Below are 24,145 nucleotides of genomic sequence, written 5' to 3' on the forward strand. Positions count from 1 at the left end.
CGATCTGAGCAAGATTTGAGGGTTACCGCCGGACCCCCGCGGACCTCCGGGCGTATGCCTAACTTCGGCTGCCGAGTGCGGATTTTTCGGACCGCTGCCGACTGGGGGCGAGATGACCGCCGACACCGATGGTATTGAATTCATCGACGGCGTGGCCAAGAATTCACGGGATATGCGCGGGTCTCGAACCGCCTCATGACATGATCACCCCGGCTCCCCACACCGAGGAAGGACACATGCCGGAAGCGGAAAGCAGCCACATACACGCCCATGACGTCTGGCGCCGCTACGGACGCGGGAAGAAGACCTTCGACGCGGTGCGCGGGGTGAGCTTCACCGTACGGCCCGGGCAGCTGTTCGCCCTGCTGGGGACCAACGGCGCCGGCAAGACCTCCACCGTCGAACTGCTGGAGGGACTGGCCGCCCCGTACCGCGGGCGCGTACGCCTCTTCGGCGACCTCGACCCGATCGCGGACCGGGCCCGTATCCGCCCGCGCACCGGCGCGATGCTCCAGGAGGGCGGCTTCATCTCGCATCTGACGGTGCGGGAGAGCGTGGAGATGTGGGCCGAGCTGACCTCCCGGCCCCGCCCCGTCGAACAGGCGCTGGAGCTCGCCGGGCTCTCCCACCGCCGCGACGTGATGGTGCAGAACCTCTCCGGCGGGGAGAAGCGGCGCCTGGACCTGGCCGTCGCCACCCTCTCCCGCCCCGAGGTGCTCTTCCTCGACGAGCCCACCGCCGGCATGGACGCCGAGGGCCGGCACGCCACCTGGCGGCTGATCGGGGAACTGCGGGAGCGGGGCTCGACGATCCTGCTCACCACGCACTACCTGGAGGAGGCCGAGTCCCTGGCCGACCGGCTGGCCATCATGCACCGGGGCCGTATCGCCGCCTCCGGCACCGTCGCGGAGATCGTCGCCGACCACCCCTCCACACTGTCGTTCGGCCTGGACGACCGGTGGACGGTGCGCGATCTGCCCATCGGCGGCACCTCGCTGGAGGAGCGGGGCGGGCGGGTGACGATCACCACCGGGCAGCTCCAGAAGGACGCCGCCCGGCTGCTGGCCTGGGCCGAGGAGAAGGGCGCGGAGCTGGAGCGGTTCACCGCGCGGCCGGCCTCCCTGGAGGAGGCCTTCATCAGCATCGCCGGCCGGGACGACGGGGACGACCGGGACGGCGAGGACGGCCGGGACGGCGGGAACGACGGGGACGGCCGGGGCGACCGGGGCGGGGAGACGCTCGCCGGCATCGGGGCGAAGCAGGGGGAGGAAGCGTGAACGGCCTGGCACTGCGGCACATGAGGACCCTGTTCCGCATCGAGTGGAAGCTGTTCAACCGGATCCGGGCCAACTACGTCTTCGCGGTCGCCGTCCCGCTGATGCTGCTGGTGGCGATGCGCTCCGTGCAGGAGCAGATGGACCTCGCCGCCCACGGCGTCGACGCGGGCCCGCTGATGGTCTCCACCTCCGCCGGCATCCTGCTGATCTTCACCCTGTACTCCTCCGTCACCGGTCTGTACGTGGCCCGCCGCGAGGAACTCGTCCTCAAGCGGCTGCGCACCGGGGAGGTCTCCGACCCGGTGATCCTGGCCGGCGGCGCGTCCATGTACGTCGCGCTCACCGTGGCCCAGATCGCCGTGGTGGCCGTGGTGCTGTCGGTGATGTTCGGCGCGGCGCCCCGGCAGCCGCTCTCGGCCGTCGCCGGGCTGGTCACCGGGGTCGCGCTGATGACCGCGATGGCCGCCGCCACGGCCGCGCTGTGCCGCTCCGTGGAGTCGGTGATGGTCGCCACCCTCCCGGCGATCTTCGTCCTGCCGCTGGCCTCGGGCGTCTACATCCCCCGCGAGGTGCTGCCGGACGCGCTCGGCGACGTGCTGGTGTACGCCCCCCTCTCCCCGACCGTGGACCTGATCCGCTCCGGGTGGACCGGGCAGCTCTCGGCGGCCGAGGTGCCGGCGCGGATCGTGCTGGACGCGGTGTGGGCGGCGCTGTTCGCGTGGGTGGCGTTCCGCAGGTTCCGCTGGGAGCCCCGCACCTGACGTGCCGCCGCCGGCCGGTGACCCACTGCCCGGGAGCCGTCCGCCGGGGGTGACGGGAAAAGGGCCGGAACCGGCCCAACCGTCCGGCGGCGGCTCAACGTTGCGGACTCCCCGTCCGTCCTCGGGGGTGCCGTGCGGCCCGTCCGCGCACGGCACCGCCGACAGGAAGGGGACACCCCTTGAGCAGGAGAAGCCTCCGCACCGCGACCACCCTGGCCGTGGCCGCCGCCCTGGCCCTGACCGCCGTCCCGGCGGCAGCCTCCGCCGCCTCCGGTCCCGCCGCGCCCGCGGACACCGCCGAGCGGCAGCGGCACCACGGCGGACACCACGCGGCGCTCCGGCAGGCCATGGACGACATGGTGGACGCCGGCGTCCCCGGGGTGCTCGCCCAGGCGCGGGACGGGCACGGCACCTGGACCGCCTCCGCCGGCGTCGCCGACCTGGACACCGGGCGGCCGCGGATCCGCCCGGACCGCTTCCGGGTCGGAAGCATCACCAAGACCTTCGTCGCCACCGTCATGCTCCAACTCCAGCAGGAGGGACGGCTGGACCTGGACGACACGGTGGAGGAGCGGCTGCCCGGAGTGGTGCGCGGCAACGGACACGACGGCCGCCGCGTCACCCTCCGGCAGCTCCTGAACCACACCAGCGGGATCTTCGACTACACCTCGGACGAGAGGTTCGGCAGAAGGCTGCGGGAGGACTTCGAGAAGCACCGCTACGACACCCACACCCCCGAGCAGCTGGTCGGCATCGCCATGGGGCACGAGCCGGACTTCGCCCCGGGCACCGACTGGTCCTACTCCAACACCAACTACGTCCTGGCGGGCATGGTGATCGAGGCGGTCACCGGTGACTCCTACGCGCACCAGGTCGAGCGCCGCGTCCTGCGCCCGCTCGGCCTGCGCGCCACGGTCCTGCCCGGCACCCGGGCCACGATGCCGCGCCCGCACGGCCGGGCCTACGTGCCGTTCGGCGGCCCCGGGGCGGAACTGACCGACGTCACCGACTTCAACCCCTCCGCGGCCTGGGCGGCCGGCGAGATGGTCTCCACCGTGGACGACCTCAACCGCTTCCTGCGCGCGCTGATGACCGGCAGGCTGCTGTCCGGGGAGAGCATGGCCGAGATGTTCGAGGCCGTCCCCACGGGCGAGCAGGGCGGCGACCGCTACGGGCTGGGCCTCCAGACCCGCGAACTGTCCTGCGGCAAGCGGGTGTGGGGCCACAGCGGCGGCATCCCCGGTTCGTCCTCCCTCGCCCTCGCCACCCGGGACGGCGGCCACTCCCTGGCCCTCAACCTCAACGCCCAGGGGATCCCCGTGAACGCCACCGCCGCCCTGGAGGCGGAGTTCTGCGGCACCCCGGCGGCCCCGGCGCCGAAGCCCGGGCCGAAGACCGGCCCGCTCCAGCCGGAACCGCTGTGGTGACGGCGGCACGGTGACCGGCGCCCGCCCGGGGCGCACACGTGCGGACGGCGCCCCCGCGGATGGCAGGCTTGGGGCATGCGGAGGCTTGTGCGCGCCCTGGGCGCGGCGACGGTGATCGTGCTGGCCGGGACGACCGGATCGACCGGAACAGCGGGGGCGGCCCGGGCGGCCGACCCCGCCTCCGACGGCTTCACGATCGAGGACGAGCGGATCACCGAGTCCAGCGGCCTGGCGGCCGGCCGCACCCACCCCGGCGTGTACTGGACGCACAACGACAGCGACGACGGGCCGTACGTCTACGCGATCGACGGCCGCACCGGCGAGACGGTCGCCACCGTCACCCTGACCGGCGTCTCGCCGCGCGACGTCGAGGCCGTCTCCGTCGGCCCGGACGGCGACGTGTACGTCGGCGACATCGGCGACAACTTCGGCGGCCGGTGGCCCGAGGTGTGGATCTACCGCTTCGCCGAGCCCGAGAGGCTGGCCGACCAGGCGGTCGAGGTCACCCGCCACACCGTGCGCTACGCGGACGGCCCGCGCGACGCCGAGTCGCTGGCCGTCCACCCCGTCACCGGGCGGGTGTACATTGTCAGCAAGCACGAGGACGGCGGCGCCCTGTACGCCGGGCCCGAGAAGCTCCCGGCGTCCGGCGCCGCCACCTTCACACGCGTCGCGGACATCGACCTGTGGGCCACCGACGCCGCCTTCTCCCCGGACGGCACCCGGCTTGCGGTGCGCGGCTACTTCGGCGGGACCATGTACGCCTGGGAGGACGGCAAGCCGCGCGAGCTGGGACGGCTGACGGTGCCGGTGCAGCGCCAGGGCGAGTCGGTGACCTTCACCCCGGACGGCCGGACCCTGCTGTACGGCACCGAGGGCGAGCGCAGCCCCGTACGGCCCATGCCCCTGACCGAGGAGCAACTCCCCGAGAGCGCGCGGGAGGAGAATCCGGACCGGACCGGCGGCGGTGACGGCGCCGGGGACGGCGACCGGAAGCCGGACGCCGACGGCGCCGGGGACGCCGGGGACGGCACCGGGGAGGACGGCGGGGGAGAGGGGAACACCCTCGGCTTCGTCCTCGCCCTCGCCGCGGGCGCCGTCCTCCTCCTGGCCCTGCGCCGCTCGAAGCGGCGCGGAGGCGACGCTTCCTGACGCCGTATCGGCAACCGACCCCGCCCGGGAGCGGGTGCCCGGCCGCCGCACCGGCCGGAAGCTCTGCCGCGCGGGGCGGCCGGTCGCGGTAGCGTCCTTCGGGGCCCGGTCCGTCGGCGCCCCGCCGTGCCCGCGCCTGTCCGCGCGTGCCCGTGCGTGTCCGTGAAGGAGAACCGCGTGCGCGAGCCCGTCCACCGCACCACCTGCCGTACCGCCTGCCGCACCACGGCCGCGTCCCGCGCCCTGAGGGCGGCGGCATGAGGGCGCTCACGACCCTCGCCCTGCTCGCGGGCACGCTGACCGCGGGCCTGATGGCCGGGCTGTTCGCGGGCTTCGCCTACGCCGTGATGCCCGGTCTGCGCCGCGGCGACGACCGTACCTTCGTCACGGCGATGCGGCGGATCAACGAGGCGATCCTCAACGGCTGGTTCCTGGGCTGCTTCATGGGCGCGCCCGTCGTCATCGCCCTCGCCACCGCCCTGCAGTGGGCCGGTGACGGGGGCGCGGCCCTGCCGTTCACCGTCGCCGGACTGGTGCTGTACCTGGTGATGTTCGCCGTCACCGCGGCGGTCAACGTCCCGCTCAACGAGCGTCTCGCCGCCGCCGGCGAGCCGGACGGCGAGGCCGGTCTCGCCGCCGTCCGCGAGCGCTTCGAGTCCTCGTGGGCCGCCTGGAACACCGTCCGCGCGGTGGCGGCCACCGCCGCGTTCGGCTGCCTGGCCTGGGCCCTGGTCCTGTACGGGCGCGCCACGGCCTGACGCGGTACGGGCGGTACGGGCGGTACGGCCCTCAGCCCCCGCCGCCCAGCCGCTCAGCCCCAGCCGCTCAGCCCTCGCCGCCCAGCCGCTCGGCGGTCCCGCCGTCCGCGGCGGCGAGGAACGCCGCCAGGCCGTCGAGCAGCCGCTCCAGGCCGAACTCGAAGAGCCGCTCCCCGGGGACGGCGAAGGTGTCCTCGGAGAGCGCGGCCGCATGCGGGTACGCGCCGCTGAGCATCGCCTTCTCCAGGAGGGGCCCGTGGGTGGTCCAGAACTCCTCGTCGCTGATGCCGGTCTGCCGCGCGGCGAGGGCCGCGTGCACGTGGGCGCGGGCGCAGCCGGCGACATAGCCGTCCACGGCGGCGATGAACCCCAGCCGTTCCTGGTCGGTGAGGGGGAGGGGGACCAGGCCGGACAGCGCGTAGTCGAATCCGGCCATGGCGCCGGGGCCGAGTACGGGCCGGGCCAGGCTGGTCTGGAGCAGCCAGGGATGGGCCAGGTACATGCGCCAGTTGCCGTGGGCGACGTACCGCAGGACCGTGCGCCAGTCGGCGTCCCGCGGCGCGTCGTCGCCGGGCATCATCCGGTAGGCCCGGTCGATCATCAGCTCCAGCAGTTCGGCCTTGCCCGGCACGTAGCGGTAGAGCGACATCGTGCCGACGCCCAGTTCGGCGGCGACGCGGCGCATGGAGAGCGCGTCGATCCCCTCGGCGTCGGCGATCGCGACGCCCGCGGCGGCGATGCGCTCCAGGGTCAGGCCCGGTTTGGGGCCGCGGGAGGGGCGCTCCCCCTGGCCCCACAGGAGGTCCAGGCTGCGCTTGAGGTAGCCGCGGTCGCTGTTCTCGCTCGTCATCGCGGTCCATCCTACGGGTGCGTCAGAAAACCGGGTACGGTGTACGCGTAATCGGGTACGCTGTACCCGGTTTCGAAGGGAGGCCACCATGACCACAACCGCGACCCCGTACGCCGTACTGGCGGAAGGGCTGGTGAAGCGGTACGGCGACAGGAACGCGCTGGACGGCTTCGATCTGGAGGTGCGGCGCGGCACCGTGCACGGCCTGCTCGGCCCCAACGGGGCGGGCAAGACCACCGCCGTACGCGTCCTGGCCACGCTCGTCCGGCCCGACGGCGGACGGGCCGGGGTGGCGGGGCACGACGTGGCCCGCGAGCCCGCCCGCGTGCGCCGCCGGATCGGGCTGACCGGGCAGTACGCGGCGGTCGACGAGATCCTCACCGGCCGCCAGAACCTGGAGATGTTCGGCCGCCTGTTCCACCTCGGCACCCGGCGCGCACGGCAGCGGGCCGGGGAACTGCTGGAGCGCTTCGCGCTCACCGAGGCGGCCGACAAGCCGCTCAAGGCGTACAGCGGCGGCATGCGGCGCCGCCTGGACCTGGCCGCCGGGATGATCCTCGCCCCCGAGGTGCTCTTCCTGGACGAGCCCACCACCGGACTCGACCCGCGCAGCCGCAACGAGGTGTGGGAGGCGGTGCGCTCACTGGTGGCCGGCGGCACGACGGTGCTGCTCACCACGCAGTACCTGGAGGAGGCCGACCGGCTCGCCGACCGCGTCACCGTCATCGACCGCGGCGTGCGCATCGCCGACGACACCCCGGCCGCCCTCAAGAGCGCCGTCGGCGGCGACCGGGTGGAGGTGGTGCTGTACGACGCGGCCGACCTGCCCGCCGCCGCCAAGGTCCTCGCCCGCGTCGCGGACGAGGGCGCCGAACCGTACACCGACCCCGTGGAGCGCCGGGCGCACGCGCCGGTCACCGACCGGGTGGCCGCGCTCACGGAGGTGGCCCGGACCCTCCAGGACGAGGGCGTCGGGGTGGAGGACATCGGCCTGCGCCGCCCCACCCTGGACGAGGTCTTCCTGAGCCTGACCGGCCACCGCGCCGACACCGCCACCGACACCGCCACCGCCGCCGTCTCGGCCGCCGCCACGGCCGCCGGCGCCGGCACCGAGCAGAAGGAGAACGCGGCATGAGCACCCCCACCGGTGCCCCGGCCGGCACCCGGACCGGCAGCCCGACCGGCACCGCCCCGCACCCCGCGGCCCCCTCCGGCCCGGAGAACCGCCTGTACTGGGCCCTCGCCGACTGCTGGACGATCGTCCGCCGCGATCTGACCCACCTCGTCCGCCAGCCGTCCATCATCGCCTGGCAGCTCGGCTTCCCGATCGTCTCGGTGCTGCTGTTCGTCTACGTCTTCGGCAGCGCCATGGACGTGGGCGCGGCCGACTACGAGTCGTACGCGCTGCCCGGCATGTTCACCATGACGATGGCCTTCGGCTTCATGAACACCGCGATGGCCGTCGCGGTGGACAAGGAGCGCGGAATCACCGACCGCTTCCGCTCCATGCCCATGTCACCGTCGGCGGTGGTCACCGGACGCGGCGTCTCCGACGTGCTGCACGCCGGGCTGGACCTGCTGGTCCTGGCCGCGATCGCCCTGGTGGTCGGCTGGCGCTCGGACGGCGGCCCGCTCGCCACCCTCTACGCCTTCGGGCTGCTGCTCCTGCTGCGCTTCGCGCTGATCTGGGTCGGGGTGTTCATCGGGCTGCTCGTGCCCAACCAGGAGGCGGCGGGGAACCTGTTCGCGCTCGCCTTCCCCTTCGGCATGATCTCCAGCGTCTTCACCCCGCCCTCGATGATGCCGGACTGGCTGGGCGCGATCGCGATGTGGAACCCGGTCTCCTCCACGGCGAACGCCGTGCGCGACCTCTTCGGCAACCCCGTGCCGGGCGGCGGGAGCTGGATCGAGCAGCACGCGCCGCTGATGGCGGTGGTCTGGCCGCTGGTGATCACGGTGGTCTTCCTGCCCCTGGCGGTACGGCGCTACCAGCGGCTCTCGACCTGAGGGCCGGCGGTGAGGGCCCGCGCCGCTCGACCGCCGGGCCTCACCGCTCGCCCACCGGGTGCAGCTCGTACAGCAGCGACCGGTCGAGCATCAGCCGGTGGCCCAGCGGCACCAGCACGCCCCGTACGGGGTGCTTGCGGGTCAGGTGCCGGGCCGCGTGCCGGGCCTCGCGGCCCGACAGCCGCCGCACGTCCACCTTCATCGGGGCGCCCGCCGGGGTGCCGCCCAGGGTGGAGGGGGAGATCTCCGCCTCGGGGCGGCGGCGCAGCCGCTCGGCCGTGCCCGACCGGCCGTGGGCGCGTACGTAGGCGCGGTCGCCCTCCACGGCGATCGCGGTGGCCGTGCCCACCGGCACGCCCTCGCGGTCGTACGTGGCCAGCCAGACGCGCGGCTCGTCGGCGAACAGACTCAGTCCGGTGCCGGGAGTGCTCATGCGCCGCCGGGTACCTCGCCGGGGCCGCACGGAAACGGGCGGGGCCCCACGGCCGCGTCCGCCGGGCGGTCCCGCCCGGCGACCGGCCGGGCCCGGAGCGCACCGCCGCCCCCGGCACCGCTGTGTGCGGATGAGTCACCCGGGATCGCGCACCGCAGCCCTCACGGGCCATACCTCGTACTCAACCCCCACACGAAAACGGCTCCGCCCCATACTCTGTGAGGGACGAGTCACACAGAGAGAGGGGGCGGAGCCATGTCCATCACCGATGTTGCCCCGGAACCCATCGCGTTCGGGGAGCGTCTGCGCATCCTGCGGACCCGCCGCGGCATGAGCCGACCCGTCCTGGCCGGGCTGCTGGGCCGCTCCCCGAGCTGGCTCAAGCAGGTCGAGCGGGGGGAGATCCACACCCCTCCACTGCCGATGATCCTGCGGATCGCCGAGGTGCTGCGGGTTCGTGATCTGTCCGACCTGACCGGGGACCAGTCCATGCCCACCGCTCTTTTCATCGGCCCTGGCCACCCTCGCCTGCCCGAGGTCCGCGCCGCCGTCGACGCCTTCCCCCTCGCCCGTGCCGACGGCCAGGCCCCCGACGCCGCGCACCTGCGCGCCCGCCTCGACCGCGCCTGGGCCGCCCGCCACTCCGCCCCCAACCACCGCGAAGTCCTCGGCTCCCTGCTGCCCGGCCTGATCCGTGACGCCCAGCTCGCCGTACGGCAGGCCGACGCCGCACCCGAGCGGCGCACCGCCCAGGCCGTGCTCGCCGAGGTCTACAGCCTCAGCCAGTTCTTCCTGGCCTACCAGCCCGACAGCGCGCTGCTGTGGCGGGTCGCCGAACGCGGTATGGTCGCCGCCCAGGAATCGGAAGACCCCCACGCCCTGGGCATGGTGGCCTGGTTGACCGCCGAGGCACATCGCGACTCCGGCCACTACGACGGCGCCGACGCCGTCACGATGGAGTGCCTGCGCCACCTTGGGCCCGAACTGCCCGACGCAGACGACCACGTCCGCGCGATCGCCGGAGCCCTGCAGGTCGCCGCGGGTTACACCGCCGCCCGCCGCGGTGACACCGGCGCGGCTTGGGGTTGGTGGGACAAGGCCGACCGCATCGCCCAGAGCCTGCCCGACGGCTACTACCACCCCGTCACCTCCTTCTCCCGCGCCGTCATGGGCGCCCACGCCGTCACCTTCGCCGTCGAGCTCAACGCCGGCGGGGAGAGCGTGAGGCAGGCCGCCCGGGCCGACGCCCGCTGCATCCCCTCCCGCCCGCGCCGCGCCCGGCACCGCATCGAGGAGGCCCGCGGCTACCAGCTCGACGGCCAGCCCGACACCGCGCTGGCCACCCTGGAGAAGGCCCACGAGAACGCGCCCGAGACGATCCGCTACAACGGCTACGCCCGGCGGATCATCCTGGAGGAGACCGAGGCGAAGTCTCCCGAGCGGCGGCGCCGCGCCTCCGATCTGGCGGTGAAGGTCGGTGTCCTCACCGCCTGAGTGATCGTCGCCTGAACGGGAGTGCGAGGGGCAGGAATCCTGCCCCTTCCTTCGCCACAGGGGTCCTACTTTCGGTGACGAACCGATCACCGGAACTGTTCGGGGGCTCCTGTGCAGACCTTGCCCACCGCACCACCACCTGCTGCCGCGTCAGCCGCAGCAGACGCCCTGGCCGACATCGCCACCGCCATGGCGACGATCGGCCGGGCCCTGCCCATCAGCACAGTCCTGCCCCGGCCTGCGGCCGCCGAGGGACTCGTCGCCGAACCGGCCGATCCCCCAAGGCTGTTGCCGGCCGTCGTGCCGCACACCCGCCCGGCACGGGCCACCACCGTGGCCGGTCAGGCCACGGCCGGCCTGGGCCGGCGCTCGGCCACCGGCCTGGCCCGGCTCCCGACCGCCGACTGCTGGCGGCTGCTGCACCGTCTCGTACCCGAAGAGGGGCCGGCACGGTGACCGCCTCCGCCGAGCAGGCCGTCCACGCCGCCCCGCTCGTCCGGCCGGGGGTGTGGTGCGAGGCGGTCAGCACCCTTGCGGGCATGCCGGGAACGGCTTCGCGCCGGGACGGGTACGCGGCCCTGAGCCCCGAGGCGGCGATCCGGTGGATACGGGCCGGGGCGCGCACCGTGGCCTGCGTACTCGGCCCGAACCAGGCCGAGTACGTGCTGGACCACTGGGTGGACGGACCCGGCTCGGCGCGGGCGTGCGCCCGGCTGCGCCGGGGCGAGCCCTGCTCGCTGACCCTCTACCCGGGCATTCAGCACCTCACCTGGGAGGCCCGCCCGGTGCGGTTCCTACGTCTGGCGGAGGTCAACGGCGGCTCCCCGTGCGGCCGTCGGTACCGGCCGCGACTGCTGCTGACCGGGAGGGGCGACCGTGCCCGGTGACGCGTCCCGGACGCCCGGCAGCGCGACGAAGACCAGGCAGCCCGGCCCGCTGGGCCGCGCGTACCGGACGGCCAAGGCCAACCCCGGCGCCCTCCTCGTCGTGCTGGCGATCCTCGGCTGCGCCGCCTGGTGGCTGTGGCCGCTCGCCGCCTTCGTACTCGGCCGGTAGCAACCGGCCCCATCGAACCGCCCCGCGGTCGGCAGGCCGACCAACCCCCGTAATACCTGATCGAGAGGCACCACGACCCGTGAACCCGACCCTGACGCACACCGATGCGGACCTGTCGGACCTGATCCTCGGCCCCCTGGAGCTGGGATGGCTGCGGCCGACCGGCCGCGTCCCGGACGTGCTGCTCGCCTGGGAGAACGGGGCGTTGGGTGAGGTGCCGGCCGGGCTCGCCTGGGACGTGGTGCGCCTCCCCACCGGGGTCGCGTACGAGACGGTGCGGCGGCTCCGCACGGCCCGCGCACCGCTGGGGCCTGTCCTGGCCACCCCGCTGGGCGTGGACTTCCTCGTCACCCCGGGTTCGGCGGACGGCTGGGACGCCCCCGGCAGCGCCCGCCTGCCCGACCGCACGCTGGTGCTGCTGCCGCACCCGGACTACTTCGAGCCCCGCCACCTGGGAAACCGGTCCTGGATCGTGCGCCCGGCCACGGGGGCGCTCACCGAGGGCCCCGCCCTGCGGGACGCCTACGCCCTGGCCCGCGCGACGGCGCAGACCACCCGGTGAGTGCCGTGGAGGAGACCCCTGCCCCCGGCGACGGACGTTCCGACTCCCCTGCGGCCCACCGCCGGGGGCAGGCACCAGACCGCTTTCCCATCCCGTCCCGCACCCGAGGAAGGCACCCCATGGCCGGCGCACAGAACACCGGCGGCACCGACCCGAAGACGTGGCTGCTCCAGGGCCTGGTCGAGCGCAACGCCCGCATCCGCAGCGCGGCACTGGTCACCTCCGACGGGCTGGTCCAGGCCGTCCACGGCCTGGACGACACCGACACCGCCGACGTCCTGGCGGCCACCGTCTCCGGCCTGTACTCCCTGGCCAGGGGCGCCGCCGCCCGCATCGACACCGGACCCGATCCACACCAGGACGGCGGCGTGCGGCAGATGATCGTGGAGCTGAACCACACCCTGCTGTTCGTCTGCGCCGCCGGCGACCGCGCCCACCTGGCCGTCGTCGCCGACCGTGACGCCGACCCGGCCGTGGTCGGCTACGAGACGGCGCGACTGGTCAGGCGGGTCCGCACCCACCTGGCCGCGCCCGCCCGCACCACGGTGGCCCCGTGAGGCGCGCGGCCGCCCCGCCGCCCGGCGTAGGCACACAGACCGCCGTCCCCGGGGCCGTGGCCGTCCACGGCTTGGGGGACGGCCGACGCGGTCGGCTGTGACACGGCCGCGTCCCGCGCCCCCAGGGCGCGCCCTGTACCCGCTCCGTCCAGCGATCTGACCGGACCACAGACGGAGCGGGCCCCTACCCGAACACAACTCAGGAGGGACCCATGAGCGTACCCACCGCACTGCCTCCCAACGTGAGGGAGCTGGTCACCGCGGACCAGTTCGCGAACCTGAGCAACACCGTTCTCGACGGCAACCCGGACATGGCCGAGGAGATGGCAGGCCGGATCGTGGAGGAGGGACTGAAGTTCGTCGTCGCCTGCGCCGCGTTCCCCAACGTGGGCTTGGCGCCGTCCCGTGTCGTGGACGAGGGATGGCACGCCCTGATCCTGCACACCAAGCTCTACGAGGAGCTCGGCGAGCGGCTGGGGAAGTTCGTCCACCACTACCCGGGCTGGGACCCGACCCACTACGACCCGGAGATCCTGGAGCGGACCCGCGCGACGATCGGCGAGTGCGGGTACGCCCCGGACCCGGAGTTGTGGGGGCACCCCACCGAGAACGTGCTGGTGTCCGTGGCGGCGAACTGCCAGCACGCGCCGGAGTGCACGATCATCCCGATGCCGCCGGATCCCGGCCCGACCGACTGACCCGGGCGTAGTGTCTGCGGGGAGCGAGAGGAGCAGGTCATGGAAGAACACCAGGCGCGGTTGGTCGCGGAGGCGATGCGGCGGCTCGGTATCCCCGGCGTAGCCGCTCCGGTGGCCGAGACCACCGGGGAGTGGGCCATCTACGACCGCTCTGCCGCTCCCCGCAGGGACATCACCGCCCGGGCGAGAGCTGCGGTCCGGGAGCGGCTCGGCGCCCGTCAGGGACTGCCGTGGTCGGACGTTCCGCCGGCCCGGGGATTCGTCTTCCCACGACTGGGCCGCAGGCCGTGAACTCCGGCTCCCCCCCCGACCGGGGGGAGCTGGACCGGGCCCTGTGCCTTCCCGGGACGTCCGGCCCTGTCCCGACAGCACACCGACCACAAGACCGGCCACTTCGAATCCTGTAGAACGGCGCACATGGACGACGAGACCTGGGAGACGATCGGCCGGCTCGTGAAGCGGCTGGACGAACACGGCACCGCCTCACCGGAGACGGTCCGGCTGCTGCGCATCCTCAAGATCGGCGAGGAGGCCGGGGAGGTCGCCGAGGCCGTCCACGGCGCGATGGGCTCCAACCCCCGCAAGGGGCACAGCCACACCTGGGACGACGTGCAGAAGGAACTGTGCGACGTGGTCCTCACCGCGATGGTCGCGCTGCGCACCATCACCCCGGACGCGCAGCGGGTGTTCCGCGAGAACCTGGAGCGCGTCGCCGCGCGGGACGCGCCCCGCTGACCCGCCTCCCGCGAGGGGCGGGGACGGCGGGGAAGACGGCGCCGCCGGCCGCCGGGACCGCGACGGGGTCCCGGCGGCCGGTTGTGTACGGGCCGCCGTACGGCTCAGAGGCGCTCGGCGACGTAGTCCACGCAGGCCGTCAGCGCCTCGACGTCCGCCGGCTCGACGGCCGGGAACATCGCCACGCGAAGCTGGTTGCGGCCCAGCTTGCGGTACGGCTCGGTGTCCACGATGCCGTTGGCGCGCAGCGCCTTGGCGATCGCGGAGGCGTCCACGCCCTCGGCGAAGTCGATCGTGCCGACGACCTGGGAGCGCTGGGCCGGGTCGGCCACGAAGGGCGTGGCGAACTCCGACTTCTCCGCCCAGCCGTACAGCCGCGAGGAGGAGTCGGCGGTGCGGGAGACGGCCCAGTCCAGACCGCCCTGGCCGTTGATCCACTCCAGCTGGTCGGCCAGCAGGAAGAGGGTGGCGATGGCCGGGGTGTTGTACGTCTGGTTCTTGCGGGAGTTGTCGATCGCGGTCGGCAGGTCGAAGAACGCCGGGATGTGCCGGTCGGTCGCGGCGATCCGCTCGGCCCGCTCCAGCGCGGCCGGGGAGAACACGCCCAGCCACAGGCCGCCGTCCGCGGCGAACGACTTCTGCGGGGCGAAGTAGTAGACGTCCGTCTCGGATACGTCCACCGGGAGGCCGCCCGCGCCGGAGGTGGCGTCCACCAGGACCAGCGCGCCCTCGTCCGCGCCCTCGACCCGCTTGATCGGCATGGCGACGCCGGTGGAGGTCTCGTTGTGGGTGTAGGCGTACACGTCCACGCCCGCCTCGGCGCTCGGCAGCGGGTGGGTGCCGGGCTCGGAGGAGATCACGGACGGCTCGGCCAGCCAGGGGGCGAGCTTGGCGGCCTTGGCGAACTTCGAGGAGAACTCGCCGAAGGACAGGTGCTGGGACCTGGACTCGATCAGGCCGTGGGTCGCGATGTCCCAGAAGGCGGTGGAGCCGCCGTTGCCCAGGACGACCTCGTAGCCCTCCGGAAGACCGAAGAGCTCCTTCACTCCCTCGCGCACCCTGCCGACCAGGTTCTTGACCGGAGCCTGGCGGTGTGAGGTGCCCAGCAGGGACGTACCGGTGGCGGCCAGGGCGCTCAGCGCCTCCGTCCGCACCTTGGACGGGCCCGAACCGAATCGTCCGTCGGCGGGCTTGATGTCTGCGGGAATCTGGAGATCGGCCACGCTGTGAAGCGTAGTCCGTGTCCGTCGGGTGTTCCGTGAGGCGTCCACCCCGCGAGACGCGCCGTGGACGCGCCGCGGGACGCACGGCGGGACGCGCCGTGGAGCACGTGACGGAACACACCGCGGGCCGCCTGGTGCGGACGGGGCCGGTCGGGATGCACGCTGTTGCCATGGGTGACGACGCGGCGAGGACGGCACAGCGGCAGGCGCGCACGGCGCTGGAGCGTACGGCGCAGGCGGAGGAGTACGAGCGGGCGCGGGAGGCGGTGCGGGCGCTGCGGGCGGCCGTACGGGGGGAGGTCGCCGACGACGCGGGCGCCCGCGCGCTGGTGACGATGGACGCGTCCAACTACCGGCGGGTGCCGCTGGCCGTGGTCGCGCCGCGCGACGCCGGCGACGTGGCGGCGGCGCTGGCGGTGTGCCGGGAGCTGGGGGTGCCGGTGGTGCCGCGCGGCGGGGGCACGTCCATCGCCGGGCAGGCGACGGGCACGGGGGTGGTGCTGGACTTCACCCGCCACATGGACGCGGTCCTGTCGGTCGATCCGCGGGCACGCACCGCCGTCGTCCAGCCGGGCGTGGTCCTGGACGACCTGTGCCGCGCGGCCGGCGCCCACGGGCTGACCTTCGGCCCCGACCCCTCCACCCACAGCCGCTGCACGCTCGGCGGGATGATCGGCAACAACTCCTGCGGCTCCCACTCGGTGGCCTGGGGCACGACCGCCGACAACGTCCGCGCCCTGGACGTGCTCACCTACGGCGGTGAACGCGCCCGGCTCACGCCCGGCGGGGAGGGCGTACCCGAGCGGCTGCGCGCCGGGGCGCGGGAACTGGTGGGCGGGGAACTCGCCCGCCTGCGCACCGGCTTCCCCGATCTGCCGCGCCGTATCTCCGGCTACGCCCTGGACGCGCTGCTGCCCGAGCGGGGCGAGGACTGGGTGCGGGCGTTCACCGGCAGCGAGGGCACCCTCGGGGTGGTCACGGCCGCCACGGTGAGGCTGGTGGAGCGGCCCGGCGCGCGGGTGCTGGCGGTGCTCGGCTACGCGGACGAGAGCGCTGCGGCCGAGGCGGCCGTCACCCTCCTCCCGCACCACCCGCTGACGGTGGAGGGCATGGCGAGCGATCTGGTGCCCGAGGCCGAGAGGGCGGCGCTGCCCCGGGGCGGGGCGTGGCTGTTCGCCGAGGTCGGCGGCGCGGACGCGGCCGAGGCGCGAGCGGGTGCCGAGCGGCTGTGCCGGGCGGCGGCCGGGGACGCGGCGGACCACGCGCTGGTCGCCGACCCGGCCGGGCAGCGCGCCCTGTGGCGGGTGCGCGAGGACGCCTCCGGCACCGCCACCCGCATGCCCGACGGCAGCGAGGCGTGGCCCGGCTGGGAGGACTGCGCGGTCCCGCCCGCCCGGCTGGGCGCGTATCTGCGGGACTTCCGCGCGCTGCTGGCCGACCACGGGCTGCGCGGGCTGCCGTACGGCCACTTCGGCGACGGCTGCATCCACGTGCGCATCGACTTCGACCTGATCGGCGAGGCGGGCATCGCCCGCTTCCGCCGCTTCTCCACCGACCTGGCCGATCTGGTGGTCGCGCACGGCGGCTCGCTGTCGGGCGAGCACGGCGACGGGCAGGCGCGCGCCGAGCTGCTGCCGCGCATGTACGGGCGGGAGACGGTGGAGCTGTTCGGCCGCTTCAAGGACCTGTGGGATCCCGACGGCGGTCTCAACCCCGGCATGCTGGTGCGCCCCCACCGCCTGGACGAGAACCTGCGCTTCGCGCCGCTGCCGCGCGAGCCCCTTCCCGTCGTCTACGGCTACCCGGAGGACGGCGGCGACTTCTCCGCGGCGGTACGGCGCTGCGTGGGGGTGGCCAAGTGCCGCAATCCCGCCGGGAGTCCGGGCGTGATGTGCCCCTCCTACCGGGCGACGGGGGAGGAGAAGCACTCCACGCGCGGCCGGGCGCGGCTGCTGCACGAGATGCTCGCGGGCGAGGTGGTCACCGACGGCTGGCGCTCGGAGGAGGTCCGCGATGCGCTGGACCTGTGCCTGTCGTGCAAGGGCTGCCGCAGGGACTGCCCGGTGGGGGTGGACATGGCCACCTACAAGGCGGAGTTCCTGCACCACCACTACGCGGGCCGCCGCCGTCCGATGGCCCACTACACGATGGGCCGGCTGCCGCTGTGGCTGCGGGCGGTGGCGGTCACCCGTACCGCGCCGCTGCTCAACGCGCTGGCCCGCACCCCGCCGGCGGCCCTGGCCAAGCGGCTGGGCGGCATCGCCCCGGAGCGGGACATCCCGCCGCTGCCGCGCGCCCCGTTCCTGCGCCGGTGGCGCGCGCACCGCCGCACGAGCCCCGCGCGGCCGGCGCGCGGCGGGCGGCGCGTCGTGCTGTGGCCGGACACCTTCACCAACCACCTCTCCCCCGAGGCGGGCACCGCGGCCGTCCGGGTGCTGGAGGCGGCCGGGCTGGAGGTGGTCCCGCCGCCGGGGGCGGACCGGGTCTGCTGCGGCCTGACCTGGATCTCCACCGGACAGCTCGACGGCGCGCGCCGCGTGCTGCGCCGCACCCTGGACCGGCTGGAGCCCGTACTGGAGGCGGGGGTCCCGGTGGTCGTGCTGGAACCGCCGTGCGCGGCGGCGCTGCGCACCGACGCCCCCGAACTGCTCCCGGACGATCCGCGCGCGAAGCGGCTGGCCGCCGCCGTGCGCACCTTCGCGCAGGCCCTGGAGGAGTACGCCCCCGACTGGACCCCGCCGCGGATCGGCCGCCCGGTGGCCGGCCAGACCCACTGCCACCAGCACGCCGTGCTGGGCGACGCGGCGGAGCGGCGGCTGCGGGAGAAGGCCGGGCTGACCGGCGGGCTGAGCGACGGCTGCTGCGGGCTGGCGGGCAACTTCGGCTTCGAGAAAGGGCACTTCGAGGTCTCGGCCGCCTGCGCGGAGGAGAAGCTGCTGCCGGCGGTGCGCGGCGCCGCGCCGGGTACGGAGCTGCTGGCCGACGGCTACTCCTGCCGCACCCAGCTCGCCCAGCTCGGCGGGTACCGCGCCCGCCACCTGGCGGAGGTGCTGGCCGAGGCGCTGGACGGGCCGCCGGACAAGGAGCGGCCGGAGCGGTGAGGCGGCGGCGCCCGCACGGCGGACGGAACCGGTCGCCGTTCGCCCGATGGTGCGACGAGAGGCGCGACAGGGGGCGGGGAAAGTTACGGATGCGTAACTTACCGATGGGTTACCAGCGGTAAGACCCGCGTCTAGTCTCGGGCCACCTTCCCCACACGCCCGCCGGCCCCCACGCCGGCGGCACGACTCAGGAAGAGGGCCCATGGGACACCCTCGCAGGCGTCTGCGCACGTCCACCGCCGTGGCCGCCGCCTCGGCCGCGATGCTGGCCGGGACCGTCGCCGGCCCGGCCTCCGCCGCCCACGGCGCGACCGCCTCGTCCACCGTCCGCTTCGTCGAGATCCCCGGCGACGGCGGCACGCCGCTGGCCGCCAACGTCGTCGTCCCCGGCGACGCGGACGGCGGGCGCCGCTACCCGCTCGTCGTACTCCCCACCAGCTGGTCCATGCCGCAGGTCGAGTACCTCGCCCAGGCGAAGAAGCTCGCCGACTCCGGCTACGTGGTGCTCAGCTACAACTCGCGCGGCTTCTGGCAGTCCGGCGGCGAGATCGAGGTCGCCGGCCCGCCCGACATCGCCGACGCCTCGAAGGCCATCGACTGGGCGCTGGCCAACACCCCCGCCGACCCCGGGCGGATCGGCATGGCCGGCATCTCCTACGGCGCCGGCATCAGCCTGCTGGCCTCCGCCCACGACGACCGGATCAAGGCCGTGGTCGCCATGAGCGGCTGGGCCGACCTGGTCGACTCCATCTACAGCGGCCGCACCCAGCACACCCAGGCGGCCGCGTTCCTCACCGGCGCCGGCTACCTCACCGGCCGCCCCGGCGACGAGTTCCAGGAGATCATCACCGGCTTCCTCTCCTCCGACCTGGAGAAGGAAGGGGACATGATCGCCTGGGGCGAGAAGCGCTCCGCCGCCACCCACATCGACCGCATCAACGCCAACGGGCCCGCGATCATGCTGGGCAACGCCTGGGGCGACTCGATCTTCCCGCCCAACCAGTACGCCGACTTCTACGAGAAGCTGACCGGCCCCAAGCGCCTGGAGTTCCGGCACGGCGACCACGCCACCCCCGAGATGCCCGGCCTGCTGGGCCTGCCCAACGAGGTGTGGAACAACGCCGAGCGCTGGCTCGACCACCACCTCAAGGGCGAGGACAACGGCATCGACCGCGAGCGGCCCGTTCAGCTCACCGACCGCCAGGGCGACCAGGAGGGCTACCCCGGCTGGAAGTCCGTCCCCTCGGGCGCCGAGCGGATCGCGCTGAAGGACACCGATCGGGTCCTGGCGAACGTCGACTCCGGCGCGAACGGCGGCACGGTCTTCCTCTCCAGCATCTTCGACCAGCTCACCGGCATCCCGCCGACGGTCTCCGTCCCGCTGCTGCCCGACTGGCACTCCGCGGTCTGGAAGTCCGAGCGGTACACCACCACCCGGCAGATCCGGGGCACCGCGAAGCTGCACACCACGGTGACCGCCGACAAGTCCAGCGGCACCTTCGTCGCCCACCTCTACGACGTCAACGCCCTCGGGGTGGGCAGGCTGGTCACCCACGCGCCGTTCAGCTTCCACGGCAGGACGCCGGGCGAGGCGTTCGGCGTGGACCTGGAGCTGTTCTCGACCGCATACGACGTCCCGGCCGGGCACCGGCTCGCCCTGGTGATCGACACCGTCGACCCGCTCTACGCCGAGCACAACCCGTTCGGCGCGAAGCTCACCTTCTCCTCGCCCGCGGACGACCCCTCGTACGCCGAGATCCCCGTGCGCGAATGAACGCCCCGCCGGCCCGCACCGGCGTCCACCGGCCGTACCCCGCCGCCTCCGGCGGGGTACGGCCGTCCGCTTTCCGCGGACGGTTCCGCCGGCGGTTCCGCCGGCGGGCCCGGGCGCGGGAGGGAGCGAGCCCGGACGCGGGCCGGCCCCGGCGCGACGGGGCTGCCGTCGCGCCGGGGCCGGAGGGCCGTACGTCCCGCCGCCCGGAGGCGGGCGCCGGGACGGGGATCAGCGGGCGATCTCGTCGTACCCCTCGATCTCCCGCAGGCTGCGCGAGCCCGGACCCACATAGCGCGCGGAGGGACGCACCAGGCGGCCGGTGCGCTTCTGCTCCAGGATGTGCGCCGACCAGCCGGCGGTGCGGGCGCAGCTGAACATCGAGGTGAACATGTGCGCCGGGACCTCGGCGAAGTCCAGCACGATCGCCGCCCAGAACTCCACGTTGGTGGCCAGCACCCGGTCCGGGCGCCGGTTGTGCAGTTCCTCCAGCGCCGCCTTCTCCAGGGCCTCGGCGACCTCGAAGCGCGGTGCGCCCAGTTCCCTGGCGGTACGGCGCAGCACACGGGCGCGCGGGTCCTCGGCGCGGTAGACGCGGTGGCCGAAGCCCATCAGGCGCTCACCGCGGTCCAGGGCGCCCTTCACGTACGCCTCGGCGTCCCCGGTCCGCTCGATCTCCTCGATCATGCCCAGCACGCGCGAGGGCGCGCCGCCGTGCAGCGGGCCGGACATCGCGCCGACCGCACCCGACAGCGCAGCCGCCACGTCCGCGCCGGTGGAGGCGATGACGCGGGCGGTGAAGGTGGATGCGTTCATGCCGTGCTCGGCGGCCGACGTCCAGTAGGCGTCCACGGCCGCGACGTGCTTGGGGTCGGGCTCGCCGCGCCAGCGGCGCATGAAGCGCTCCACGACGGTCTCGGCCTTGTCGATCTCGCGCTGCGGCACCATCGGCAGACCCTGGCCGCGCGCCGACTGGGCGACGTACGACAGCGCCATCACCGCGGCCCGCGCCAGGTCGTCGCGGGCCTGCTCCTCGTCGATGTCCAGCAGCGGGCGCAGGCCCCACACGGGCGCGAGCATCGCCAGCGCGGACTGCACGTCCACCCGGATGTCACCCGAGTGGACCGGGATGGGGAAGGGCTCGGCCGGGGGCAGACCGGGGTTGAAGCTGCCGTCCACCAGCAGGCCCCACACGTTCCCGAACGAGACGTGACCCACCAGGTCCTCGATGTCCACACCCCGGTAGCGGAGGGCGCCGCCCTCCTTGTCGGGCTCGGCGATCTCCGTCTCGAACGCGACGACTCCCTCGAGTCCGGGTACGAAGTCGGACATCTGGCGGCTCCTCGTATGTGGTTCGGTAGGAGGACGGCGGGCACCCCAGGGGGCCGGTCGGCTCTCTGCGGGCGTGCCTGCGCGGTTCCGCCGCCGCGGGGGCTGGCGGTCCGGGCCGGCACCCGGTCCTGCCCTGCTGCTGTTGGGCTGCCGGTGGTGACCGGGCAGCGACTGGTCGGACACGATAGCCCGCGCTGTGCGGAGGCCACAGTGGTCCAGCCAGCGATTCTGTCCGGTTCGGCAGATGCGGGGAAGAGTGAGATGCGGCACACTCGCCGTTTCCCCGTATCCAGGTGTACACGCTCCGGAGGACGGGCAAACTCGCCCGCCACCGCCCGATGCCGCGCGCCGGGCGTGTTGCAAGATGAACGCGTGCCCCAAGCCGACGACGCAGCCCGCGAAGCCCTCGCCCACCGCCCGCACCTGGACCCCGCCGCGATGCGGGCCCACTACCGGGCGGAAGGACTCCGGGAGGAGGATCTCGCCCCCGACCCCTACGGGCAGTTCCTGCGCTGGTTCGAGGAGGCGGTGGCCGCCGGGCTCCACGAACCGAACGCGATGGTCGTCTCGACGGCCGACCAGCAGGGACGGCCCAGCTCGCGCACGGTGCTGCTCAAGCAGTTCGACGAGCGCGGCTTCGTCTTCTACACCAACTACGACTCGCGCAAGGGCCGCGAGATCGACGCCAACCCGTACGTCTCGCTGCTCTTCCCCTGGCACGCCGTCGCCCGCCAGGTGATCGTCGGCGGCCGGGCGGAGCGCACCGGCCGCGACGAGACGGCCGCCTACTTCCGCACCCGCCCGCACGGCTCGCAGCTCGGCGCGTGGGCCAGCGAGCAGTCCTCGAAGGTGGCCTCCCGGGAGGAGCTGGACCGCTCCTACGAACAGCTCGCGGCCCGCTACCCGGAGACGGAGCGGGTCCCCGTCCCGCCGCACTGGGGCGGCTACCGGGTGGTGGCGCGGACGGTGGAGTTCTGGCAGGGCCGCGAGAACCGCCTCCACGACCGCCTGCGCTACGTCCGCCGGGACTCCGGCGGCTCCGGCGCCGAGGCGGCCTGGACGGTCGAGCGCCTCAGTCCCTGACGGGTCCGCCGGCCCCCGGCGGGCCCCTGCTGTCCGGGGGCTCCGGGGAACCCGAAGGCCCAGAAGGTCCAGAAGACGCAGACGACCCGCGGGCCTTGGCCCCGGTCGCGCCGTGCGGCGCGAGGGGGGTCGGTCGGACGTACCGACAGCCCGCGGGTCGGGTGACTGCTTGGGATTGGCCGGCGGCGCCGGCATCACGCTGTGACGTCGGCCTCCTAGGCCGCAGCCACCTCACGCGTCCGGTTGCAACTCATCTGCCGAACCACCTCCCTTCTCGTGTACCTCAAACGTTAGGCGGCCGTATGGGCACGGACAAGCGAATTTCGAGGGCACAACGATTTGCGTGAATCACATGTGTGCTGCGTCACGTTCGAGTTCAATGATCGGGAGTGCAGTTGCGCGCAGCGTCCAGCTGGGGGTGCCAGGTGACGGCTCAGTCCGAGACCCACTTCGAACACGGTGCAGGTGACGGAGGCGACACCCGCGGCGGTCCCGGGGGAGGAGCCGCCCCGCCGCGGTTCGCCGACTCCGAGGACGAGCTGCTGCTCGCCGCCCTCCTGGACGGCATGGACGCCGCCCTGTGCGCCTTCGACGCCGACGGCGTCGTCACCCACTGGAACCGCGAGGCCGAGCGCATCCTGGGCTGGACCAGACAGGAGGCCGTCGGCCGCCGGGGGCTGGCGGGGTGGGCGGTACGCGCCGCCGACGCGGAGGACGTCCAGGGGCGGCTGATGGCCGCGATGGCCGCGCCGGGACGCCGGGTCCACGAGTTCGCGCTGGTGCGCAAGGACGGCGGACGGGTGCTGGTGCGGGTGCAGTGCTCGGGGGTGCGCGGCGCGGGCGGCCGGCCGACCGGCGTGTACTGCGCGTTCGGCGAGGTGCGCACGCAGATCGACCTGGAGCGGTCCATCGCCCTGAGCGAGGCCCTGTTCGAGGGCGCCTCGTGGGGGGTGGTCCTGGTGGACGCCGACCTGCGCCCGGCCGTCGCCAACCTCCACGCCGCCCGCGCGCTGCGCGTCGGCCGTACGGCCATGCTCGGACGGCCGCTGGGCGAGCTGGTGGGGGAGGGCGTGGAGGAGCTGGAGAGCGCCCTCCAGCACGTGCTGGCGGAGGGCCCGCCGCCCGCTCCGGCGGAGCTGTGGGTGACGCTGCGCCCGCCGGCCGACGGGCGGGAGGACGGCCGGGAGGACGGGCCGGCCGGGGACGCGCGGCGCTGCTGGCGCAGCGGCTTCCTGCGGCTGGTCTCGCCGATGGCGGAGGAGACGCCGGTGCCGCTGGGCGTGGCGTGGTTCTTCACGGACGTCACGGACGCCAGGCGGGCCGAGCAGGAGGCGGCGCGGTTCCGCTTCCGGGGCAACCAGATCCACCGGGCGGCGCGGGCCGCGGCCGAGTGCGAGGACCCGATGGAGGCGGCGGCCGTCCACCTGGACTTCGCGCTGGCGGGCTTCGCCGACCACGCGCTGCTGGACCTGGCGGCGGCCGGCTCGCCGGTCCGGCTGGTGCGCACCGCCGAGGCCCCGGCCCCGGGCACGACGACGACGGGCGTCCCGATCCCCTACGCGCGCGACCACCCGGCGCTCCAGGCGTACGAGCGCTGCGGCCCGGTCCGCACCAGCGTGGGCGGCGCGGCGGTGCAGGGGTGGGCGCGGGCCCGCAGATGGCCGGAGGGCACGGTGCACGGCCTGTGCGTGGTCCTGCGCAGCCGCGGCCGCACCCTGGGCGTGCTCACCTTCCTGCGGGGGGCGAGCCGGCGCGCCTTCGACCGATCGGACGCGGTCTACGCGGAGGGCGTCGCCGACCGCGTCGCCGCCGCGATCGACCTCGCCCGCGCCCTGTCCCGGGACTGAGCCCGCGCCCGGGAGCCGGGG

At 74.3% G+C, this 24,145-nt stretch carries 24 protein-coding genes; 20 read left to right on the forward strand and 4 right to left on the reverse strand.

From position 1 onward, the window contains the following. The first annotated feature begins 236 nt into the window (after positions 1-236). The 5 genes from BMY40_RS13410 to BMY40_RS13430 all read left to right on the forward strand — a co-directional run bounded on the left by BMY40_RS13410 (position 237) and on the right by BMY40_RS13430 (position 5,375). Entirely contained in the window at positions 237-1,277 is a 1,041-nt protein-coding gene (locus BMY40_RS13410; protein WP_093659001.1) for an ABC transporter ATP-binding protein, read from the forward strand. After that, positions 1,274-2,038 carry an ABC transporter permease gene (locus tag BMY40_RS13415; RefSeq protein WP_093659003.1) on the forward strand — a complete coding sequence of 255 codons (765 nt, stop codon included), beginning with the start codon at positions 1,274-1,276 and terminating at the stop codon, positions 2,036-2,038. Before BMY40_RS13410 ends, BMY40_RS13415 begins: the two co-directional genes overlap by 4 nt. Positions 2,039-2,217: 179 nt before the next feature. Further along, positions 2,218-3,465, forward strand: a complete 1,248-nt coding sequence (locus BMY40_RS13420; RefSeq protein ID WP_245770060.1) for a serine hydrolase domain-containing protein — start codon at positions 2,218-2,220, stop codon at positions 3,463-3,465. A gap of 75 nt (positions 3,466-3,540) precedes the next feature. Then, positions 3,541-4,617 (forward strand): esterase-like activity of phytase family protein, encoded by a 1,077-nt coding sequence (locus tag BMY40_RS13425; protein ID WP_093659005.1) that lies wholly within the window; start codon positions 3,541-3,543, stop codon positions 4,615-4,617. Between the two features lie 257 nt (positions 4,618-4,874). Next, entirely contained in the window at positions 4,875-5,375 is a 501-nt protein-coding gene (locus tag BMY40_RS13430; RefSeq protein WP_093659007.1) for an anthrone oxygenase family protein, read from the forward strand. Between the two features lie 67 nt (positions 5,376-5,442). On the opposite strand, the gene BMY40_RS13435 is transcribed toward BMY40_RS13430, so the two are convergent. Continuing rightward, positions 5,443-6,225, reverse strand: a complete 783-nt coding sequence (locus BMY40_RS13435; protein ID WP_093659009.1) for a TetR/AcrR family transcriptional regulator — start codon at positions 6,223-6,225, stop codon at positions 5,443-5,445. An 88-nt stretch (positions 6,226-6,313) separates the two neighbouring features. Here BMY40_RS13435 and BMY40_RS13440 point away from each other — a divergent pair, with 88 nt between their 5' ends. Together BMY40_RS13440 and BMY40_RS13445 are read left to right on the forward strand one after the other, a co-directional pair. Then, positions 6,314-7,360 (forward strand): ATP-binding cassette domain-containing protein, encoded by a 1,047-nt coding sequence (locus BMY40_RS13440; RefSeq protein ID WP_093659011.1) that lies wholly within the window; start codon positions 6,314-6,316, stop codon positions 7,358-7,360. Beyond that, positions 7,357-8,232, forward strand: a complete 876-nt coding sequence (locus tag BMY40_RS13445) for an ABC transporter permease (protein WP_093659013.1) — start codon at positions 7,357-7,359, stop codon at positions 8,230-8,232. Before BMY40_RS13440 ends, BMY40_RS13445 begins: the two co-directional genes overlap by 4 nt. Before the next feature lie 40 nt (positions 8,233-8,272). Here BMY40_RS13445 and BMY40_RS13450 read toward each other — a convergent pair whose 3' ends face one another. Further along, a complete protein-coding gene (locus BMY40_RS13450; RefSeq protein WP_093659015.1) occupies positions 8,273-8,665 on the reverse strand; it encodes a pyridoxamine 5'-phosphate oxidase family protein in 393 nt (130 codons plus the stop codon). Between the two features lie 255 nt (positions 8,666-8,920). On the opposite strand from BMY40_RS13450, the gene BMY40_RS13455 reads away from it, so the two are divergent. The 9 genes from BMY40_RS13455 to BMY40_RS13495 all read left to right on the forward strand — a co-directional run bounded on the left by BMY40_RS13455 (position 8,921) and on the right by BMY40_RS13495 (position 13,767). Further along, the gene (locus tag BMY40_RS13455; RefSeq protein ID WP_093659017.1) at positions 8,921-10,159 is read left to right on the forward strand and encodes a helix-turn-helix domain-containing protein; all 1,239 of its coding nucleotides are present in this window, start codon (positions 8,921-8,923) and stop codon (positions 10,157-10,159) included. Positions 10,160-10,270: 111 nt separating this feature from the next. Then, positions 10,271-10,615, forward strand: coding sequence for a hypothetical protein (locus BMY40_RS13460; protein WP_143071773.1), 345 nt, complete (start codon positions 10,271-10,273; stop codon positions 10,613-10,615). Further along, positions 10,612-11,046, forward strand: a complete 435-nt coding sequence (locus BMY40_RS13465; RefSeq protein WP_093659021.1) for a hypothetical protein — start codon at positions 10,612-10,614, stop codon at positions 11,044-11,046. Before BMY40_RS13460 ends, BMY40_RS13465 begins: the two co-directional genes overlap by 4 nt. Continuing rightward, positions 11,036-11,215 (forward strand): hypothetical protein, encoded by a 180-nt coding sequence (locus BMY40_RS13470; RefSeq protein WP_093659023.1) that lies wholly within the window; start codon positions 11,036-11,038, stop codon positions 11,213-11,215. The genes BMY40_RS13465 and BMY40_RS13470 overlap by 11 nt, the downstream gene beginning before the upstream one ends. A gap of 79 nt (positions 11,216-11,294) precedes the next feature. Beyond that, a complete protein-coding gene (locus BMY40_RS13475) occupies positions 11,295-11,777 on the forward strand; it encodes a hypothetical protein (protein ID WP_093659025.1) in 483 nt (160 codons plus the stop codon). A 119-nt stretch (positions 11,778-11,896) separates the two neighbouring features. Further along, on the forward strand, positions 11,897-12,334 hold the full coding sequence (locus BMY40_RS13480) for a roadblock/LC7 domain-containing protein (RefSeq protein WP_093659027.1): 438 nt from the start codon (positions 11,897-11,899) through the stop codon (positions 12,332-12,334). A 212-nt stretch (positions 12,335-12,546) separates the two neighbouring features. Then, entirely contained in the window at positions 12,547-13,032 is a 486-nt protein-coding gene (locus BMY40_RS13485) for a glycine-rich domain-containing protein (protein WP_093659029.1), read from the forward strand. Positions 13,033-13,071: 39 nt separating this feature from the next. After that, positions 13,072-13,323, forward strand: coding sequence for a hypothetical protein (locus BMY40_RS13490; protein WP_093659031.1), 252 nt, complete (start codon positions 13,072-13,074; stop codon positions 13,321-13,323). A 126-nt stretch (positions 13,324-13,449) separates the two neighbouring features. After that, positions 13,450-13,767 carry a MazG-like family protein gene (locus BMY40_RS13495; protein WP_093659033.1) on the forward strand — a complete coding sequence of 106 codons (318 nt, stop codon included), beginning with the start codon at positions 13,450-13,452 and terminating at the stop codon, positions 13,765-13,767. A 104-nt stretch (positions 13,768-13,871) separates the two neighbouring features. On the opposite strand, the gene serC is transcribed toward BMY40_RS13495, so the two are convergent. After that, positions 13,872-14,990 carry a phosphoserine transaminase gene (serC, locus tag BMY40_RS13500; protein WP_093659035.1) on the reverse strand — a complete coding sequence of 373 codons (1,119 nt, stop codon included), beginning with the start codon at positions 14,988-14,990 and terminating at the stop codon, positions 13,872-13,874. Between the two features lie 170 nt (positions 14,991-15,160). On the opposite strand from serC, the gene BMY40_RS13505 reads away from it, so the two are divergent. Beyond that, positions 15,161-18,091, forward strand: coding sequence for an FAD-binding and (Fe-S)-binding domain-containing protein (locus BMY40_RS13505; RefSeq protein ID WP_093659223.1), 2,931 nt, complete (start codon positions 15,161-15,163; stop codon positions 18,089-18,091). Between the two features lie 202 nt (positions 18,092-18,293). Next, positions 18,294-19,865 (forward strand): alpha/beta fold hydrolase, encoded by a 1,572-nt coding sequence (locus tag BMY40_RS13510; RefSeq protein WP_093659037.1) that lies wholly within the window; start codon positions 18,294-18,296, stop codon positions 19,863-19,865. A gap of 228 nt (positions 19,866-20,093) precedes the next feature. Here BMY40_RS13510 and BMY40_RS13515 read toward each other — a convergent pair whose 3' ends face one another. Beyond that, positions 20,094-21,194 carry a citrate synthase 2 gene (locus BMY40_RS13515; RefSeq protein WP_093659039.1) on the reverse strand — a complete coding sequence of 367 codons (1,101 nt, stop codon included), beginning with the start codon at positions 21,192-21,194 and terminating at the stop codon, positions 20,094-20,096. 438 nt (positions 21,195-21,632) lie between these two features. Between BMY40_RS13515 and pdxH the strand changes: the two genes are divergently transcribed. Together pdxH and BMY40_RS13525 are read left to right on the forward strand one after the other, a co-directional pair. Further along, on the forward strand, positions 21,633-22,277 hold the full coding sequence (gene pdxH, locus BMY40_RS13520; protein WP_093659225.1) for a pyridoxamine 5'-phosphate oxidase: 645 nt from the start codon (positions 21,633-21,635) through the stop codon (positions 22,275-22,277). Positions 22,278-22,702: 425 nt separating this feature from the next. Further along, positions 22,703-24,124: a PAS domain-containing protein gene (locus tag BMY40_RS13525; protein WP_093659040.1), complete on the forward strand. Its 1,422-nt coding sequence runs from the start codon at positions 22,703-22,705 to the stop codon at positions 24,122-24,124. Positions 24,125-24,145 lie beyond the last annotated feature (21 nt).

Origin of the sequence: Streptomyces radiopugnans (genome assembly GCF_900110735.1) — a bacterium.
Classification (GTDB): Bacteria; Actinomycetota; Actinomycetes; order Streptomycetales; family Streptomycetaceae; genus Streptomyces; species Streptomyces radiopugnans.